Here is a 16222-nt window from a genome sequence, read left to right on the forward strand (position 1 = left end):
CCAATATTGGTTTACCGTATACCGTTAATGCAGTCAGATAAATTTTTATAGCTTTCAAATCCATATTTATTATACTAATTGCCCTCTTGTTATCTCCAGAACAAAGGGCAATTTTTATAGGCATAGGGTAGCAATCGATTATTTAGCTATAATTGTACTTACATGAGTGTTCCTATTTTAAAACGATTTTTCGGATTGTACAAAAGGTTTCAATTGACCAGCTCACCACAAATCAATTTGGTCTGGGGCTTTTTCCTTTATACACTGTTTGGTTTTCTTCTTTTGATGCTTCCTTTTTTTCACAAAGAAAGTGTTTCAATACTAAACCATCTCTTTATTGCTACATCGGCAATTTCCACTACTGGACTCGTCACCGTCGATATTTATAACACCTATAATTTTGGGGGACAACTGTTGGTCATGGTATTGTTTCAAATGGGAGGGATTGGATACATGACCTTGACAACCTATTATTTACTACTCACAACCCAGAAATTAACACGATGGCACAGCAGTGTTATTGGGGCAGAATTTACAATACCCAAATCCATTAAAATTCGTGATTTCATTAAAAGCGCAGTAGTTTTTACAGTCATCATGGAGTTTTTGGGCGCCATTGCTTTCTATGTTGCATTCTCGAGGTACGACAACATGAATCTAGGCGAAACAATTTGGTTCTCTATTTTCCACAGTGTTTCTGCTTTTTGCACCGCTGGGTTTTCTCTGTTCCCAAATAGTTTTGAATCATTTAGGAATGATGGTTTCATAAATGCCATCATTTCAATATTGGCCATCTCGGGATCACTTGGGTTTATTGTAATCACCGATTTATGGTACAGGCTACGAAAAAAAACAAATTCCATTTCGTTCACCACTAAGATTGTGCTCATCGGGTTTTTGGTATTGCTAACCCTTGGAACCCTTTTGTTTGTTTTGAAGGAAGGTACAAATGATTCACGTATCTCCTTTTTACTTCCGTCTTTTTTTCAGGCCATGACCTCAATGACCACTGTGGGTTTTAATACCTTGCCGATTGGGGAATTATCGTTGCCAGTGTTATTGATGATAATATTCCTGATGTATATTGGGGCTTCACCTTCCGGTACTGCGGGAGGTCTAAAAATCACAACTTTGACCGCCATGTTGGCCGTATTGAAAAGCCGACTTACCGGACAAAAGCAAATAACATTTCTATATCGGAAAATTCCTTTTGAACGATTGTATGTGGCGACCTCCACTTTTATTCTTTACACCAGTATTATTTTTCTATTTACTTTTCTTCTGTCCTTTACCGAAGAGCAAGCTTTTGAAAAGATTCTGTTCGAAGTGGCCTCCGCTCTCGGTACCGTAGGTTTGAGCACGGGCATTACAGGAGAGCTAAGTAATTTTGGAAAAATTGCCATTACAGTACTAATGTTTTTGGGTCGGGTTGGGGTGCTCACTTTCGGTTTTGCCCTTTTGCAACGCAGAAAAGGAGATGAGATAGATTCGGTTTCCGATGATTTAGCCGTATAATCCGCACCTCTTTCCAATTATAACAATTCTCGTACATCCTTTTATATCATATTAAATGCTCAAGATTGCTCCAGATATTTTTTAATCACGTATGAATCGCATCAATCTTTATTTCTATTGCATCAAGTATCTCGTTGGGTAAAAATTAAATTGCGATAAACAATTAAAACGTACACTATGAAATTAAAGAATAAGAAGGTGGCAATTTTGGCCACCCATGGTTTTGAAAAATCTGAACTCTTTGAGCCTTTGAAGGCTATCCAGGATGAAGGTGCCGAAGCGCACATTGTGTCAATCCATGAAGGTGAAATTAAGAGTTGGGATGGTGATAATTGGGGAGAATCAATCGCAGTGGATAAGTTGGTAGGTGAGGTTGATGTATCAGATTACCATGCCCTTATCCTTCCGGGTGGAGTAGCCAATCCTGACAGCCTTAGAACTTATCAAGAGGCACTGGATTTTATTAGGGATTTTTTCGAACAAAGCAAACCGGTTTCAGCTATTTGTCATGCGCCATCACTTCTGATTAGTGCAAAGGTCATCGAAAATCGAAAAGTGACTTCTTATAAGAGCATAAAGGATGATGTCATCAATGCAGGAGCTTACTGGGTAGATAAGGAGGTAGTGGTTGACGAAGGGTTGACTACGAGTAGAAATCCTGATGATTTACATTTGTTTATCGATAAGACCATAGAGGAAATCTGTGAAGGAAAGCACGATGACCAAGTAGTAAATGCATAAGTATCACGGGGGTCTTTGGCCCCCAAATATTTTTCATAATCATGCCCATAATAGGAAATATTATCAAAGGAGTAATAGAGGCTAGGGACTATTTTGTTCCTGAGAGGAACCACATCGAATCCCAGAAAGAGGTACTCTACCAGCTACTACAAACCGCCAAGGACACCGCTTTTGGGAACCGCTATGACTTTGAAGGAATTTTAAGTGCGAACAACGTACAATCGGCATTTGTTCAGAAAGTTCCCAGTTTTGACTATCATACCATGAATGACACGTGGTGGTTTCGTTTGCATAAGGGCGAACAAGATGTGAGCTGGCCAGGAAACCCGGATTATTTTGCGCTCAGTTCTGGAACTACAGGTAAGACCAGCAAGCGCATTCCTGTCACCAATGATATGATTGATGCCATACAAAAGTCAGGAAGAGAGCAGATTTACGCACTTTCTAATTTTGAATTGTCCCCAGAATTTTTCGAAAAGGATATATTGATGCTCGGCAGCACTACGGATTTGACTGAAAATGAAGGTCATTTGGAAGGAGAGATAAGCGGTATTAGCGCGGCCAACATTCCAAGTTGGTTTCAAGGTTTCTACAAACCGGGAGCAGAAATCGCCTCGATAGACGATTGGGACGAAAGAGTGCTGGCCATAGCCAAAAGAGCAAAGGACTGGGATGTGGGTGCCATTAGCGGTATTCCTTCGTGGATTGAGTTGATGTTGAAATTTGTTATTGAATATCATGATGCAAAAAGTATACATGATATTTGGCCGAATTTCCAGGTATACACTTCTGGTGGTGTTGCTTTTGGTCCTTACAAGAAGAGTTTTGATGCCCTGACGACAAAACCCATTCAAGTGATCGATACCTATTTGGCCTCTGAAGGTTTTTTGGCCTCCCAAACCCGACCTGAAACCAGCGCTATGGAATTGAATACTGCCAATGGTATTTACTTCGAATTTGTTCCCTTTAATCCTGACTATATTCTGGAAGATGGTAGCTTGGCCCAAGATGTACCCAGTTTGACTTTGGAACAAGTGGAAAAAGACCAAGATTACATACTACTCATAAGCACAGTTGCAGGTGCATGGCGTTATTTGATTGGTGACACCATTAAGTTTACGGACGTTGAGCACGCAGAAATTAGGATTACGGGTAGAACCAAGTTTTTCCTAAATACGGTAGGGTCCCAATTATCGGTCAATAAATTGAATAGTGCGGTACAGAATCTTGAGAAAAAATTAGGTGTTGAAATTCCCGAGTATACCATTTGTGCCATTGATTATGACAATGAATACTACCACCACTGGTATCTGGGAACACCAAATCCTGAAAAGTTGAGTGAGGAAAAAGCCATACAATTTCTAGACGAATACCTCAAAGAAGCCAATAAAAATTATAAGGTGGCACGTTCCAAAGCCCTTAAAGGGGTAAAGGCGGACTGGGTCACGATTGAAACTTTTCATGAATGGAGTGCGATGAACAAAAAGAAAGGTGGACAGGTAAAAATGGAAAAGGTAATGAAGCCTGAAAAGTTTAAAGAATGGAAGGCTTTTTCTTCACAAATAAATTAAAAATCACCCAGGTAATAGTAAAGTCAAAAATGAAGCTCTGACAACCTTAAGAACGGACTTTTATTTATCCGATGCGTATTTGTTTTACAAAGGAGAAGTTTGTGAGCTGTTGCGTTTAAGGTCTGAATAGGCTTTGGTAAAGTTAGCACCGAACAATAGAATCAAACTGGTGTACGAAACCCACAACATTATCAATATAACCGAGCCTGCTGCACCATAGGTGGAACCTGGTTCGGCAGTTCCAAAATACCATCCTATCAAAAACTTACCGATTACGAACAAGCACGCCGTCAGCAGCCCACCGGGCCAAATTCGTTTCCATGGGATGCTAACATTGGGCAAAAACTTGAACATGGATGAAAAAAGCAACGTTAAGAGACCAATGGACGACAAAAAATCTATGACATAAAATATAGATAGTACTGTTGATGAAAAATATTCCAGAAGGTAGTTTCGCAATACGGAAAGCATAGACGTTAACACCATACTGACCAGAAGTAGAAATCCGATAATCAAAACAAAACCAAAACTTTTTAGACGGTTCAACACCTCCAATTTCACCGCTTTGACATGCTCTAGTTTGGCACCCCAAACCTTGTTAAAGGCGTTCTGAATATTATAAAACACTTGTGTGGCACCAAATATAAGTGTGCCGACACCGATAAGCGTAAGGAGTGGATTCTTTCGCTTTAATTGTGCTTCAGAAATGATGTTCGCAACCGATTTGGCAGTGTCCGCTCCAAATAAGGATTTTATTTGTCCAACAATTTCCTGTTGGGCTAGCGTATGGTCAAAAAACAGCCCCATCAAATTAAGTATGATGACCATGAGTGCTGGTAGTGACAATATGGAGTAGTACCCCACAGTTGCTCCGAACTTTGTAGGCTCACCAGAACTCCACAAACGAAATGCCTCCTTCATACATTTCCAAAAAAGTTTCCATGATTTCATAACCAATTTGACCTTATTTTAAATAGATACCTGCCCTTCAAAATTGTCATGTGTCAATACTACTTTTTCTTGCCGCTTCCAGTTACGGCATCCAACAACCCATCTTGTATACCCAACCATAGGTAATTGGTAAAGGATTTGGAACTTTCAGGTTCTACCCTTATATCACCATAGCGATACCCGTTTTCATCAGTTTTGTTTCCCCGATTCACCAGTAAGTTCAAAAGAAAGCTGGTAGTCTTTCGAACGCCCAAGAGGTCTTTTTTCAAAACTTCGAATTCAAAATCGTCATACTTCATTTTCATATCCCCTATCGCGCCTGATCGGCTTCCGGACATGGTAAAATATAGTTCTTTCACATCGCCCTTAGTTTTTACGCCCATATTGGTGCCTAAAAATGGATTGATGTCGCCTGCACTAAAATCATAAAGCGTTCCTGTACAAACAAAGCTCTTCATTGGTTTGTCAGTATAGGTTTCTAGCTTTAATTCCAAAGGCGCATTTTCCATAAGTTTTGACTTTAGATGAATCTTTAACCCTTTGTTGTTCTGATTGGAAACATTTGCAAAATCTCCTTGTATTGATGAAAATACCAAGGGCTGGGGAGCGTCGCTCTTTTCGGTTTTTTCAAAGTAGGAAAGTTTTGCATTGGCCAAGCTGATTTTTGCTAGATGCAAGGGAAAATCCAATTCAGAAAGACTTTCCATAAAATAGGTCTTGGTCGAGGTTTCCTCTGGCAGGGTTTTATCACGAAATATGTGGCAATCCATGGATGATATGGACAAAGAATCTGATATCCATCCCACTTTTGCATTTTTGATGGGCCAACGCAGTCCAAAGCCTTCTATTTTTTCGATGGCCAAGTTGTAATGGTCCCTTTGATGGTAGAGTTTTTTGGAATAGGTATCCCAATCATATATCGTTTTTAAGTGTGAATTTAAAAGGGTATAGCTGCCGCTTGCAATCTGAAGGGATTCAACCCTTAATATTTCATAAGCATTGAGCCTGAATCTCAGGTCATCTAGATTGAATTCAATAGCTGTTGTATCCAAAGTCATCATTTGAGGGGCCTCTTTATTGAACTGCACATTTTTTAAAGAAGCCATGCCGCTGCCCAACCAAAGGAGGGTATCTTTTTTCGAAGTATTCAGATAACTCGCTTTGGCTTCTCTAATGTAAAGGGACTGGATTGCAATATTTGGGAAATCTTGTTCAACATTGGTGTTGTTTTTATCTAGGCTATGCTGGATGGTCTTAAAATTAGGGGCTATAACCTCCAAAACATCCAGTTCCAAATTTCCTTTGTTGATGAACGTGATAAAATCGATTTTTCTGGCCGTAATGGCATCCAAGGTCAAGATGAAATCAGTATCCAGAGCATTCTGGGAATTCGTTTTAAATAAAATTCCTTCTATGGTCAAAGACCTTGCGAATACGTTGAGCCGAAGGTTATCATACGATAGGGTAAACTTCTCAGGCAATTTTTGCTCAATTAGATTTTGGATTTTCTGTTCAGCAACGGCTTGCACAAGAAAATAGCAAACTGTTGTAATAATAGAACACCATACCAGTATCCGTACTAATTTCAAACGTTTTGTTATTGCTACCATGATTAACCAAAATCTACTTTTCTACTAGATAATCGGGTTAGTTCTGCATGGTTTCCTCGCGCTTGGCCAATTGTCTGTTCAAATCTCTCACAGTCTCTGACACGGCAGACTCGAAGGTAGATGCTTTGGTTTCAGCGGCCAGCCTTGGCCCAGGCATGCTGAGACGAATAGTGCAGACCATTCCATTATTGTCCGTGCGATTTTCGGTCTTGAAAAAAATATCAGCTCTATGCACAAATGAAAACTTGGTTTGAAGTCTGAGGAGTTTTTCCCTTACCAGATTTTCTAGTCGTTCGCTAGCAGATACGTTTTGATATTCAAAAATAAATTCCATGTATTAATTTTTTATGCGAAGATATTGGTTCAGAACAAGTGTGATTATCTTAAAACCTGCGAGTATTGACTGTTTTGCTTTTTTAGAGTTTTGCCTTATTGTCCACGGTACTAAGTCCAAACTCGTTCTTGTAGATTTTTACAAGTACGAGAAAGATGCTTACAAGCAATGGGCCGAAGATAAGTCCGATAAATCCAAATAGTGGTAAACCGATTAAAACTCCTATTAGGGTTATCAAGGGGTGAATGTTATCCAGTTTTTTAATGGCAAACATACGGACCAAATTGTCGGCCGATCCCACAACAATCAATCCATACAATAGAATTCCCCAAGCTTGAAATTCCTGACCATTGGCAATCGCAACGATAAAAACAGGTATGGTTCCTATTAACGTCCCTACAATGGGAATCATAGAACCTATGAAAACAATGATGGCCCAGAAGATAGGTTCTTGAATACCAAAAATGATAAAACCTAAGAGTGCAATTATGGCCTGGACCACGGCCACCAAAGGTATTCCCAATGCATTTGCTCGTACCATGGCTTTACTTTCCTTTTCTATAATTGCCAAACTTGAATCGGCCATGGGCAAATAGTGAAACAGGGCCTTCCTCAGTTTTTTTCTGTTGGTCAACATATAATAGAGTATAAAATACATAATACCAATGCTAATCACTGTGTCCATTGTGGTGCTGAGCAATCCAGTAAAATTTGATGTTAACCAATCAGTGAGTGTTGATTCTTGCAGTCTGTCCATTAGGAAGATTCCGCTCCGTTGTTCGAGTTCCATAAAATATTCTTTCACTTGCTTGGTGACTTGGCTGGAATTTATCATTGCATCTGTCACTCTTTCGCTGAGCATTGAGATGATGCCCCATAGCGGTAATAGTATCAGAAAGAATGAAGAAATAATCAATAGCAAAGCACCAACAGCTGAAGGGACGTTAAACCGATCCAGCCGTTCCATTAGAGGGTAAGACAGTACGTAAAGTGTAATGGCACCTAAAAAACCTGTTAAATAAGGAGCTATTCCCCTAAATATTATGATCGCAAAACCAATAATTACCATCAGTACGAAGAGTTGTCTAATGAGATTGGGATGCAGGTGTTTCATAACGTTTTGTTTGAAGATTTAATTCAATGTGCAAGTAGCTCAAAAGTGTACATTATTCTTTGCTCTTTCCAATTTGGGTTTGCCACATTTCCAATTTACTTTGTGATTGCAACAATATTTAATTCAATACCATTAAGCTTTAGGAAATTGTGGTCAGTACTTTGTACAAAATCAAAATTAGATATTATGAATTCAGAACAATTGGAAGGGAAATGGAAACAAATCAAGGGAGAGTTCAAACAAAAGTATGGTTCTCTTGTTGATGACGATACCACCTACTCAGAAGGAAAGTTTGACGAACTTTTGGGCAAGCTGCAAGAAAAGACAGGGAAGAAGAAAGAAGATTTGAAAAAGGAGATTGAAAATTGGTAATTCTGGTAGGTGAATCCCCTGAAGTGACTTTCAGGGGATTTTTGTATCCAATACCATGTGTACACATAATATGACAGTTTATGTTTGAAATACTAAGTTCTCCCGACGCATGGGTAGCGCTCTTCACTTTGACCTTTTTGGAAATCATTCTGGGAATAGACAATATTGTCTTTATTTCCATTCTTGCCAACCGACTCCCCATAGAGCAGCGAAAAAAAGCGACAAACCTAGGTCTTATAGCGGCCATGGTTCAGCGTGTAGCACTATTATTTCTAGTCTCTTTCCTGATAGGATTGAGTAAGCCATTTTATGAGGTGGAACTTTCTTGGATAAAGGCCGGGCTCAGTTGGCAGAGCATTATTTTGTTTACCGGAGGTCTTTTTCTACTGTTCAAAAGTACGAGCGAAATTCATGATAAGGTCAGTAAGAACTCAAATATTGACCAGGAAGAGAAAGCGCCCGTAACCAAGACACTACAAAAAGTGATTTTGCAAATTCTTTTGGTCGACTTTGTTTTCTCCATAGACTCTATTCTTACGGCGGTGGGCATGACCAACGGCCTTGGTAGGGAACCCATGGATGCCTTAATAATCATGATAATTGCAGTAGTCATTTCCATAGGGGTTATGTTGATTTTCGCCAATGCCATTCGGGTATTCATTGATAACAATCCGTCTATCCAAATGTTGGCACTTTCATTTCTTATTTTGATTGGTTTCATGTTGATTACCGAGGCAGCACATTTGTCACATGTTTCAGTTTTTGGGCAATCGATTGGGGCTATCCCAAAAGGCTACCTATATTTTGCCATAGCCTTTTCGCTGTTGGTGGAGTTTTTAAATATAAAATTTCGTAAAAAGATACAATTGATAGATAAGGACAATTTGTAAATGAAAAAGAGGCGCTTAGCACCTCTTTTTTCTTATATCAACTATAGTTTTTTGTCTACCTTCTTTGGTATTCCCCGTCGTTCAACTTTGTCTGGGGTTGGTCAGGCACATCATATTTGTCTTCGGATTTTTTTTTGTTTCCAGTTACTTCATCTTTCTTTTTTGTATCCTCACTACCATTGTCTATCGAATAGTTTACTCCTTTATCGTCTTCTTTCATCAAATTGTAATTTATGTATTTATACTTAACTCTTAGCTTATCTAAGTCAAATATAAAGTTACTGTAAGTCTGCATTTAGAGTTGATGGGATTCCGAATAATATTGATGCATTCCCTTCGTATGGTTATTAAAATGAAGTACTGGTTATTCAATATCCTCCATGGTTTTTAAATTTTTATCAATTTCAAGAATTTGATCTGGAGAGGGGTAATATCTACGTATTTTAGCCTTGTAGGTTTCGGGTAATTCAGCATGGTTAAGAATAAAATTTTTAGTGGCGACGAGATACTTTCCATACCCTGCTTGCGTTGCGAACGTGTCTGCCTTTAGCTCCGCTGATTTCATGAATTTCTTTGAGGTTAAATAGAGCAGCCCGAAGCGCAACAATCCTATTGAAGATAAACTTTGATAGTCTTGAATATGGCCCAACTCATGGGCGAACCATCCTATTTTTATTTCTGATGGTAATTTAAGAGTGGAGAAAGTCTTTGTGCCAATTGTGAAGGTTTCACTTACCAATACCAGATACTTTCTACGAGGCTTCCTTTTAAGAATATCCTTGAAACTGGGCTGAGCCATCATTATACTTCCGTTTAAAGTATTTTTCACCTTAAACTCAACGGCTATTTCATGCAAGTCCGTAAAACCTTCCATTGCTGTTTTGGCTTCTCGTATTATCAACTTTGGGGCTATAACATTCATAATAACGGGGCAAAAAGTTTAGCGATGCCTTCGAGAAATTTTTGGCGTAATGGTCTGTTGCAAAATGACTCAAAGTCCAATTTTGAAGCACGTTGCATGTGTTGCTCAAAATCCAACAATGCCTCTTGCGCTACAACCTTATCATAAACAAGGGTGTTCGTTTCAAAATTGTGCTCAAAGCTTCGATAATCAAAATTACCAGAGCCAATGGAGGTCAAGTACTTGTCTACGACCATCAATTTGCTATGGGTAAAATCATCTCTCAAATAAATTTGCACCCCTGATTTTAACATGAACTCAAAGTTGGAGTACATACTGTACTTGGCCAATATGGAGTCTGATGTCTTGGGAACCAATAATTTTACGGTAATTCCTCGAAGAGCAGCCATGGCAATACCATGCAGAACGGATTGGTCGGGAATAAAATAAGGGTTGCAAATGCAGATTTCTTCTTTGGCTCCATTCATCATGCCCATGTACTGCATCATTACTCCAGGGAACTTGGAGTCCGGACCGCTGCTTATAATTTGAACAGAACTCTCTCCTGTTTTTTCAGATTTTGGAAGATATTTTTCTGTAAAGAGGCTATCACCTTCTTTTTTTGCATAGCTAAAATCTTCTAAAAACACTTGGTGTAAACGATTCACGGCAGGACCTTCAATTTTTGCATGAATATCCCTCCATCTACCCAATTCATCTTTGTCGGTAACATATTTGTCAGAAATATTGACTCCCCCCGTAAAGCCTATTTTTCCATCCACAATAACTATTTTTCTGTGGTTTCTGTAATTGAGGCTAAATAATAGGTTGCCGAACCGGATGGGCATAATAGGGAATAGTTCCACCCCAATGTTCTCAAACCTTTTTTTATTTTTCCCCCTAAAAGCATAGCTTCCGAAAGAGTCGTAAAGCAATCTGATTTCCACACCTTCTTTGATTTTCTTTTTGAAGAGATCATAAAACCGATTTTGAACCTCTCCTTTTTCGAAAATATAATATTGAAGGTGTATAAATTTTTGGGCTTTTTCCAGTGTTTTAAACAACGATTCAAAAGTTTCTTGACCGTCATGAAGAACAGTGACTTGGTTATCTCCTAGGACTGAACTCTTTGAGGCATTTTTTAAAAGTTGGGCCAAGTATTTGTATTCAAGCTGTTCGTTTGTTTTTTCTGAGACAAAATTCTGTGTAGATTTTTGTAGCCTTCTCATTCTTTCTAAAGACCGTGAGCTTCTAAAAAGTTTGAACTTTCTTCGGTTCACTCCAAACAAATAGTAAATAAAGGGACCTCCAATTGGAAATATAAGCACAGTCAACATCCAGCCAAGGGATTTGGTCGGTCTAGTTCCATGAAGGATAATGCTGAGTAGTGCCCATAACGTTACTATGATATAAAAAGTCAGTACTATAGGATGCATATTTACAATTTAGTTGATTACAATTTCCCATCCAACCAAGATTAGCTTTTGCAGCACACAATTTATGGATACAGTCAATATTCGAGTATATGTGGGCATACATTGTCTTTAAAAACAAATAATGGGAACATTAGCAACAGATAACAGACAGGCTACATTGATTTATTATCCAGGAGGGCCAATAAACGATGACCTAACGGCGTATGCCGAATCAAGTAATAAGAAAATGAAAATAGTGGACTTGTCCAAAGAGAAGTTAACGGGCACGCAATGGTCAGAGGTTGCTGACGGCCTTGGGAAACGAGTGCAAGATTTGGTGAATCAAAATCATCAGGATTTCGTCGAACAATATGGAACCGAAAATCCAGACCTTGACGAACATGATTGGATTACAGTTTTGACCAATAGCCCAAAAGTTTTGTCTAGACCTATATTGATTAATGGTGATACATTTCATGAAATTGAAAGGATATCACAATTTTCCCAACTTATGGACAGCGACAGCGCGGGATTGGAAAAACCATATCCTAATCCTCAAAAGAAATAGTTAGAGCAAATAAAAAAAGGCACCAAAAGTTGGTGCCTTTTTTTATTTATTTTCTTCTAGGTGCTTAATTATCATCAACCGCATCTTCAACCTCATCTTCGACTTCTTCCGCACCTTCCTCGATGGCTTCACCCGTTTCTTCAACTCCTTCTTCTATTTTTTCACCTGTGGTCTTCTCTTCAGTACAGCCATCACAGCTTGTAAAGCTTAAAGTCACCAATGAAAACAAAAGGAATAGAAAATATAATTTTGATTTTCTCATAATGATTAGGTTTTATTATTATCCTATTTTTTTTCTTCCGGTAATCAATGAAATCACAAAAGCTATCAAAAAAATAAAGAATAGTATTTTTGCGATACTGGCTGCTCCAGCAGCTATACCACCAAAGCCAAATATTGCGGCAATTATTGCCAATACGATAAATGTAACTGTCCAACGTAACATAGTATAGTGTTTTTTAGTTCTTACGGGCAGACTTTCTACCCTTTGAAACAAAAGTCATAATTTTTAATTGTTAACCTTTGTTCTATCCAGAGTCTTATTGACTCAAATGAAGTTGTAGTATGAAAACCCTACTTTATTGGTATAACCGCGTGTATCGTTTATCTTTAGTGTCTGTAAATACATTATGAAAAACATACTTTCTATTTCCACGGTAAACTTAGATGAGAGCATCAAGGGTATGGCAGGTTTTTTCCAGACCGAAGTGGATATAGAGAACAACGAATTATGTTTTGAGCTTTCAGAAGAATGGGGCAAGGGATATGTCAACGGTTTTTCCTTTACACATGGCGTAAATGTAATAGAACTGGATTTTCGGCTAAAAAAGGATGTTATCCTTGAGTTTCAGAATCCGAGTGTTAAACCCCTTCAATTACTTTACAACAAAGAAGACCAAGTAGGACACTTCTTTTCCGATACCGAAAAGATTAATCAAATAAACCGGTTGGAATGTGTCATGGTCGCTTCTGATGTGACTTCGCACCAAAGTTTGGAATTCGAGAAGGATTCTGCGATTTGCATGTTTTTTATAAATATTAACCGAAGGGAGTTTGAAGATAAAGTCGAAGATTTTTTGCCTGGGATGAATAAGGATCTTGAAGTGCTATTTCGAGACGTAAATGGAGTTAGCCGTTTTTTCTACCAGGGATATTATAGCTTGGATATTGCGGAGAGCATTGAGGCCTTTACAGATTGTGAGCTGACCGATTTCCCTAAATCCGTTTTTTTGGAGGGCAAGGTCTATGAAATTTTGGGACATCAATTACGGCAATTTCTTGACGACCGTAATACTCCGGACCGTCGAAAAATTTTACGGAAGTCCACGGTTTCAGCCATTAATAGAGCAGCTGAGCTTATTGAAGAAAATCTAGATCAGGTTGAAAACATCCTAACACTTTCCAAAAAGGTTGGATTGAACCAAAATACACTTCAACAAGGGTTTAGACATGTTTTTGGTAAATCGGTCAATGCATATATGAAGGAACTTCGCCTGAAAAGGGCTAAAGAGCTTTTGGAATCTTCCCAAATGAATATTACCGAAATTAGTTATTCAGTTGGAATTAATTCGCGGAGCTATTTTTCTAAAATCTTCAAAGAAAAGTATGGTATGACCCCCAAACAATATGTTTTGAACTCTCGTAACAAAGCATCATAGTAACACTATTGATTTAGTGAGTTTTTCTTAAAATTCACCAAATAAGCTTCCAAAACCACTTAATTCTGTTAAAGACAATTTCAATTTTGTCAAACATTTTTTTGGATTGATTGGTTCTTTGTGCCACTTATTTTTAAGTGAAATGAGAACGATTCAAATAAAAGCAGAGGATGGCGGGGATATTTTAAAGTCGATAGCCCTGGCATTGAACAGTACTGTTACGGAGAAATGGGGTGAATATGTCCTTGAATTTGATAATGAATTTGGTAAGGGTGTAATCAAATCAATTTCTTTTGACTGGGGTGTTACTCTATTTGACTATGATTTGGACCTCAACGAAGACATGAAGTTGGTGGTCAACGAAAGCGATAAGTTCACCATTGAATTTGTTTTTATATCTCAGGGGAGTCTAAAATTTTCAAGTGGAATGTCAAATGAATGGCTCAATTTGGAACGCTATCAGAATATTATCGTTTCACCAAAACTGGGGGAGAGCCAAACATATATTTTTCCCAGTAATGCCAACGTTAAAGTAAATCTGATACGCATTATTACTAAAGAATATCAAAAGAAAAAGAATCACAACCTTAGTTACTTGAACGAACAATTACTCTCTATTTTCAAAGAAGTCCCTACCCAATTGCCCTATTCACATTTGGGCAATTATAATTTATCCATCGCGGATGAAGTGCAAAAACTACACTCCAATGAGCAAGAGGGTATTATTAGGACTTTATCGCTTGAGGGTAGATTGAATCTTATTTTGGCTATGCAAATACTGGAACATCAAAGTCTGGTTACCCAGCAGGTAATGCCAGATTCGTTTTCTCATGAAGAAATAAAACGAATCCATCAATTGACCAAATACATTGCTGAAAACATTGAAGAGCACATGACGGTTAGTAAGCTGGCAAAAGAAGCGGGTATGAATCCTAAAAAGCTGCAAGCTGGTTTCAACCTCTTGTTCTCAAAATCAGTCAATGGATACGTAAGACAGCTTAAGCTTGAACTGGCTAGGGATTATCTGAAAAATTCTGACCTTACCATATCGGAAATTGTGTTTAAAATCGGCCTTAAGAGTAGAAGTTATTTCTCAAAAATCTTTTTTGAGAAATATGGAATACTGCCCAACGCTTACCGTCAAAAAGTAAGCAGATTTATCTAAGCCTAGGGAGGTTGACATAGTTTGCCTTCCTCAAGAATTCATTGAAGCGTATTTCATTTTTGAAAAATTCTTTGGATACCGGTTCTGCCTCAAAAGAAAGTCCAGGTTCTTCCATTAATAGTGATTTGACATCTTGCGGAGTAGATTCATCCGATATCCAAAGCTTGTATTGTTCCATATTCAAGGCGAATGGCATTTGGTTGCCCAAATCCTGAATCTGTTCCAGTTCTTTGCTAAAAGTAGTTGTGATTATGGCCGCTGTATAGAAGCCATCTTCCAATTTGCTGAAAATCGAGGCCATGGCAAAGGGTTTCATTTTGGGCAAGTGTACATGGTAAGGGTATATCTCTCCTTCCTTTAAATAACTTGTAAAAAAACCTGTAGTAATTATTGCTGACCTTCTAAGCTCCAAGCTTTCTTTAAACCATTTTGAACGGTCAATTTGACCAATTTCTATATTCAAGGTATTTATTTGGTCTTGAAACATATTCCATTCCTCCTTGAAACCTTCTGGCAAAAGTCCCCATATGGCAAAGTCGATATGTTCACCTGCATTTTGTTTTATAATGGGCACCAAATTTTCATCTAAACCATTAATAAGTTGATTGGGTTGATAAATATTGGGATGTTTGAATTTAGCCTGAAAGGTACTTTCTACTTCTTCTAAATCGGCGATATTTGAAAGTCGGTAATACATTCTTTTTAACACAAAGAACGGGAGAATGACCTGTGTGCTTTGACCGAATCACCACTAAAACTGACTCTTTTGATAACGCAATGTATTGATATGCTGAAGCTTCATTGAGAAAAGCGTAGAAAGGGTATATTGGGCAAAAACTATGTATAATAGAAAACGGGCCAGTATGGCCCGTTTTTAATTTATCGACAATAGGTATATATTAGGATGCTTTTTCCATAGCCTTAATGTCTGTAAGCGCATTTTTAATGCTTATTTTATGCGCATTTAGTACACCTCTAGTGGCAGCGGTGAAGCTGTTTTCCCTTAAAACATCTTCATATTCACTTAAGGCAGCTTCCTCACCTCTAATAGCCTCTTCTAACATGGCCTCTTCGTTGTTTCCGGAAAAGAATACTTTTACATCCATCCACGCCCTGTGCGCTTTTGATGCAAAACTATTTTCTGTCTCTGTTTCTTGGGGATATGAAGCCATTTCACTTTGTAGGCTTTGTGCAAAATGTCCTCTTTCCCTTGAACGGTTTTCAAAAAAGATTTTTAGAGCACCGTTGTCTATATTTTCTGCCGCTTTTTGATAGCCTTTTTCTGCATCCAAGTTCTTCTGGATTAGATCGTTTAAATTTTCAATGTCTTTTTCAAATTTTGTATCCATGATTCAATTTTTAAGATTAATTACATCCACAAAGTAGTCTGTATTTATAGGGGTTTTTGATGCAATCA

19 protein-coding genes are annotated in these 16222 nt (G+C 38.2%); 8 read left to right on the forward strand and 11 right to left on the reverse strand.

All coding sequences use genetic code 11. The annotated features are described in order from the left end of the window. The first annotated feature begins 162 nt into the window (after nucleotides 1-162). From ACOKFD_RS00910 to ACOKFD_RS00920, 3 genes are all read left to right on the forward strand, one after another. Nucleotides 163-1515, forward strand: a complete 1353-nt coding sequence (locus tag ACOKFD_RS00910; protein ID WP_422859531.1) for a TrkH family potassium uptake protein — start codon at nucleotides 163-165, stop codon at nucleotides 1513-1515. A 177-nt stretch (nucleotides 1516-1692) separates the two neighbouring features. After that, nucleotides 1693-2256 carry a type 1 glutamine amidotransferase domain-containing protein gene (locus ACOKFD_RS00915; RefSeq protein ID WP_422859532.1) on the forward strand — a complete coding sequence of 188 codons (564 nt, stop codon included), beginning with the start codon at nucleotides 1693-1695 and terminating at the stop codon, nucleotides 2254-2256. Nucleotides 2257-2297: 41 nt separating this feature from the next. Continuing rightward, nucleotides 2298-3827: a GH3 family domain-containing protein gene (locus tag ACOKFD_RS00920; RefSeq protein ID WP_422859533.1), complete on the forward strand. Its 1530-nt coding sequence runs from the start codon at nucleotides 2298-2300 to the stop codon at nucleotides 3825-3827. A gap of 84 nt (nucleotides 3828-3911) precedes the next feature. Here the strand turns inward: ACOKFD_RS00920 and ACOKFD_RS00925 are convergent, their stop codons facing one another. The 4 genes from ACOKFD_RS00925 to ACOKFD_RS00940 all read right to left on the reverse strand — a co-directional run bounded on the left by ACOKFD_RS00925 (nucleotide 3912) and on the right by ACOKFD_RS00940 (nucleotide 7836). Further along, the gene (locus ACOKFD_RS00925) at nucleotides 3912-4748 is read right to left on the reverse strand and encodes a YihY/virulence factor BrkB family protein (RefSeq protein ID WP_422859534.1); all 837 of its coding nucleotides are present in this window, start codon (nucleotides 4746-4748) and stop codon (nucleotides 3912-3914) included. Nucleotides 4749-4837: 89 nt separating this feature from the next. Then, complete coding sequence (locus tag ACOKFD_RS00930; protein ID WP_422859535.1) at nucleotides 4838-6367, reverse strand: hypothetical protein; 1530 nt, start codon at nucleotides 6365-6367, stop codon at nucleotides 4838-4840. 58 nt (nucleotides 6368-6425) lie between these two features. Further along, entirely contained in the window at nucleotides 6426-6722 is a 297-nt protein-coding gene (locus tag ACOKFD_RS00935; protein ID WP_422859536.1) for an HPF/RaiA family ribosome-associated protein, read from the reverse strand. Between the two features lie 82 nt (nucleotides 6723-6804). Next, the gene (locus ACOKFD_RS00940) at nucleotides 6805-7836 is read right to left on the reverse strand and encodes an AI-2E family transporter (RefSeq protein ID WP_422859537.1); all 1032 of its coding nucleotides are present in this window, start codon (nucleotides 7834-7836) and stop codon (nucleotides 6805-6807) included. 186 nt (nucleotides 7837-8022) lie between these two features. On the opposite strand from ACOKFD_RS00940, the gene ACOKFD_RS00945 reads away from it, so the two are divergent. Next, nucleotides 8023-8208 (forward strand): CsbD family protein, encoded by a 186-nt coding sequence (locus ACOKFD_RS00945; RefSeq protein ID WP_298998048.1) that lies wholly within the window; start codon nucleotides 8023-8025, stop codon nucleotides 8206-8208. An 80-nt stretch (nucleotides 8209-8288) separates the two neighbouring features. Then, a complete protein-coding gene (locus ACOKFD_RS00950; protein WP_422859538.1) occupies nucleotides 8289-9098 on the forward strand; it encodes a TerC family protein in 810 nt (269 codons plus the stop codon). A 55-nt stretch (nucleotides 9099-9153) separates the two neighbouring features. Here the strand turns inward: ACOKFD_RS00950 and ACOKFD_RS00955 are convergent, their stop codons facing one another. The 3 genes from ACOKFD_RS00955 to cls form a co-directional block, all read right to left on the reverse strand. Further along, nucleotides 9154-9318 (reverse strand): hypothetical protein, encoded by a 165-nt coding sequence (locus tag ACOKFD_RS00955; RefSeq protein WP_422859539.1) that lies wholly within the window; start codon nucleotides 9316-9318, stop codon nucleotides 9154-9156. A gap of 144 nt (nucleotides 9319-9462) precedes the next feature. Further along, nucleotides 9463-10020 carry a hypothetical protein gene (locus ACOKFD_RS00960; RefSeq protein WP_422859540.1) on the reverse strand — a complete coding sequence of 186 codons (558 nt, stop codon included), beginning with the start codon at nucleotides 10018-10020 and terminating at the stop codon, nucleotides 9463-9465. Next, nucleotides 10017-11435 carry a cardiolipin synthase gene (cls, locus tag ACOKFD_RS00965; protein ID WP_422859541.1) on the reverse strand — a complete coding sequence of 473 codons (1419 nt, stop codon included), beginning with the start codon at nucleotides 11433-11435 and terminating at the stop codon, nucleotides 10017-10019. Before cls ends, ACOKFD_RS00960 begins: the two co-directional genes overlap by 4 nt. A gap of 121 nt (nucleotides 11436-11556) precedes the next feature. Here cls and ACOKFD_RS00970 point away from each other — a divergent pair, with 121 nt between their 5' ends. Continuing rightward, complete coding sequence (locus tag ACOKFD_RS00970) at nucleotides 11557-11982, forward strand: arsenate reductase family protein (protein ID WP_422859542.1); 426 nt, start codon at nucleotides 11557-11559, stop codon at nucleotides 11980-11982. Between the two features lie 64 nt (nucleotides 11983-12046). Here ACOKFD_RS00970 and ACOKFD_RS00975 read toward each other — a convergent pair whose 3' ends face one another. Next, nucleotides 12047-12244 (reverse strand): hypothetical protein, encoded by a 198-nt coding sequence (locus tag ACOKFD_RS00975; protein WP_422859543.1) that lies wholly within the window; start codon nucleotides 12242-12244, stop codon nucleotides 12047-12049. Nucleotides 12245-12262: 18 nt separating this feature from the next. Next, nucleotides 12263-12427 (reverse strand): DUF1328 family protein, encoded by a 165-nt coding sequence (locus tag ACOKFD_RS00980; RefSeq protein WP_422859544.1) that lies wholly within the window; start codon nucleotides 12425-12427, stop codon nucleotides 12263-12265. 184 nt (nucleotides 12428-12611) lie between these two features. Between ACOKFD_RS00980 and ACOKFD_RS00985 the strand changes: the two genes are divergently transcribed. Next, nucleotides 12612-13640 carry a helix-turn-helix domain-containing protein gene (locus ACOKFD_RS00985; protein WP_422859545.1) on the forward strand — a complete coding sequence of 343 codons (1029 nt, stop codon included), beginning with the start codon at nucleotides 12612-12614 and terminating at the stop codon, nucleotides 13638-13640. Nucleotides 13641-13782: 142 nt separating this feature from the next. Continuing rightward, nucleotides 13783-14805, forward strand: coding sequence for a helix-turn-helix domain-containing protein (locus tag ACOKFD_RS00990; protein WP_422859546.1), 1023 nt, complete (start codon nucleotides 13783-13785; stop codon nucleotides 14803-14805). Here the strand turns inward: ACOKFD_RS00990 and ACOKFD_RS00995 are convergent. Both ACOKFD_RS00995 and ACOKFD_RS01000 read right to left on the reverse strand, forming a co-directional pair. After that, the gene (locus ACOKFD_RS00995) at nucleotides 14798-15502 is read right to left on the reverse strand and encodes an SOS response-associated peptidase (RefSeq protein ID WP_422859547.1); all 705 of its coding nucleotides are present in this window, start codon (nucleotides 15500-15502) and stop codon (nucleotides 14798-14800) included. The genes ACOKFD_RS00990 and ACOKFD_RS00995 overlap by 8 nt on opposite strands. A gap of 202 nt (nucleotides 15503-15704) precedes the next feature. Then, nucleotides 15705-16154, reverse strand: a complete 450-nt coding sequence (locus ACOKFD_RS01000) for a ferritin-like domain-containing protein (protein ID WP_422859548.1) — start codon at nucleotides 16152-16154, stop codon at nucleotides 15705-15707. Nucleotides 16155-16222 lie beyond the last annotated feature (68 nt).

The sequence above is a fragment of the Flagellimonas ulvae genome, from assembly GCF_049333175.1.
Lineage (GTDB): Bacteria > Bacteroidota > Bacteroidia > Flavobacteriales > Flavobacteriaceae > Flagellimonas.

What these genes read in the sequence shown, in the direction of transcription:
- ACOKFD_RS00910 (WP_422859531.1), top strand. Translation starts at nt 163, where the DNA reads ATGAGTGTTCCTATTTTAAAACGATTTTTCGGATTGTACAAAAGGTTT.
- ACOKFD_RS00915 (WP_422859532.1), top strand. Translation starts at nt 1,693, where the DNA reads ATGAAATTAAAGAATAAGAAGGTGGCAATTTTGGCCACCCATGGTTTT.
- ACOKFD_RS00920 (WP_422859533.1), top strand. Translation starts at nt 2,298, where the DNA reads ATGCCCATAATAGGAAATATTATCAAAGGAGTAATAGAGGCTAGGGAC.
- ACOKFD_RS00925 (WP_422859534.1), bottom strand. Translation starts at nt 4,748, where the DNA reads ATGAAGGAGGCATTTCGTTTGTGGAGTTCTGGTGAGCCTACAAAGTTC.
- ACOKFD_RS00935 (WP_422859536.1), bottom strand. Translation starts at nt 6,722, where the DNA reads ATGGAATTTATTTTTGAATATCAAAACGTATCTGCTAGCGAACGACTA.
- ACOKFD_RS00940 (WP_422859537.1), bottom strand. Translation starts at nt 7,836, where the DNA reads ATGAAACACCTGCATCCCAATCTCATTAGACAACTCTTCGTACTGATG.
- ACOKFD_RS00945 (WP_298998048.1), top strand. Translation starts at nt 8,023, where the DNA reads ATGAATTCAGAACAATTGGAAGGGAAATGGAAACAAATCAAGGGAGAG.
- ACOKFD_RS00950 (WP_422859538.1), top strand. Translation starts at nt 8,289, where the DNA reads ATGTTTGAAATACTAAGTTCTCCCGACGCATGGGTAGCGCTCTTCACT.
- ACOKFD_RS00955 (WP_422859539.1), bottom strand. Translation starts at nt 9,318, where the DNA reads ATGAAAGAAGACGATAAAGGAGTAAACTATTCGATAGACAATGGTAGT.
- ACOKFD_RS00960 (WP_422859540.1), bottom strand. Translation starts at nt 10,020, where the DNA reads ATGAATGTTATAGCCCCAAAGTTGATAATACGAGAAGCCAAAACAGCA.
- cls (WP_422859541.1), bottom strand. Translation starts at nt 11,435, where the DNA reads ATGCATCCTATAGTACTGACTTTTTATATCATAGTAACGTTATGGGCA.
- ACOKFD_RS00970 (WP_422859542.1), top strand. Translation starts at nt 11,557, where the DNA reads ATGGGAACATTAGCAACAGATAACAGACAGGCTACATTGATTTATTAT.
- ACOKFD_RS00975 (WP_422859543.1), bottom strand. Translation starts at nt 12,244, where the DNA reads ATGAGAAAATCAAAATTATATTTTCTATTCCTTTTGTTTTCATTGGTG.
- ACOKFD_RS00980 (WP_422859544.1), bottom strand. Translation starts at nt 12,427, where the DNA reads ATGTTACGTTGGACAGTTACATTTATCGTATTGGCAATAATTGCCGCA.
- ACOKFD_RS00985 (WP_422859545.1), top strand. Translation starts at nt 12,612, where the DNA reads ATGAAAAACATACTTTCTATTTCCACGGTAAACTTAGATGAGAGCATC.
- ACOKFD_RS00990 (WP_422859546.1), top strand. Translation starts at nt 13,783, where the DNA reads ATGAGAACGATTCAAATAAAAGCAGAGGATGGCGGGGATATTTTAAAG.
- ACOKFD_RS00995 (WP_422859547.1), bottom strand. Translation starts at nt 15,502, where the DNA reads ATGTATTACCGACTTTCAAATATCGCCGATTTAGAAGAAGTAGAAAGT.
- ACOKFD_RS01000 (WP_422859548.1), bottom strand. Translation starts at nt 16,154, where the DNA reads ATGGATACAAAATTTGAAAAAGACATTGAAAATTTAAACGATCTAATC.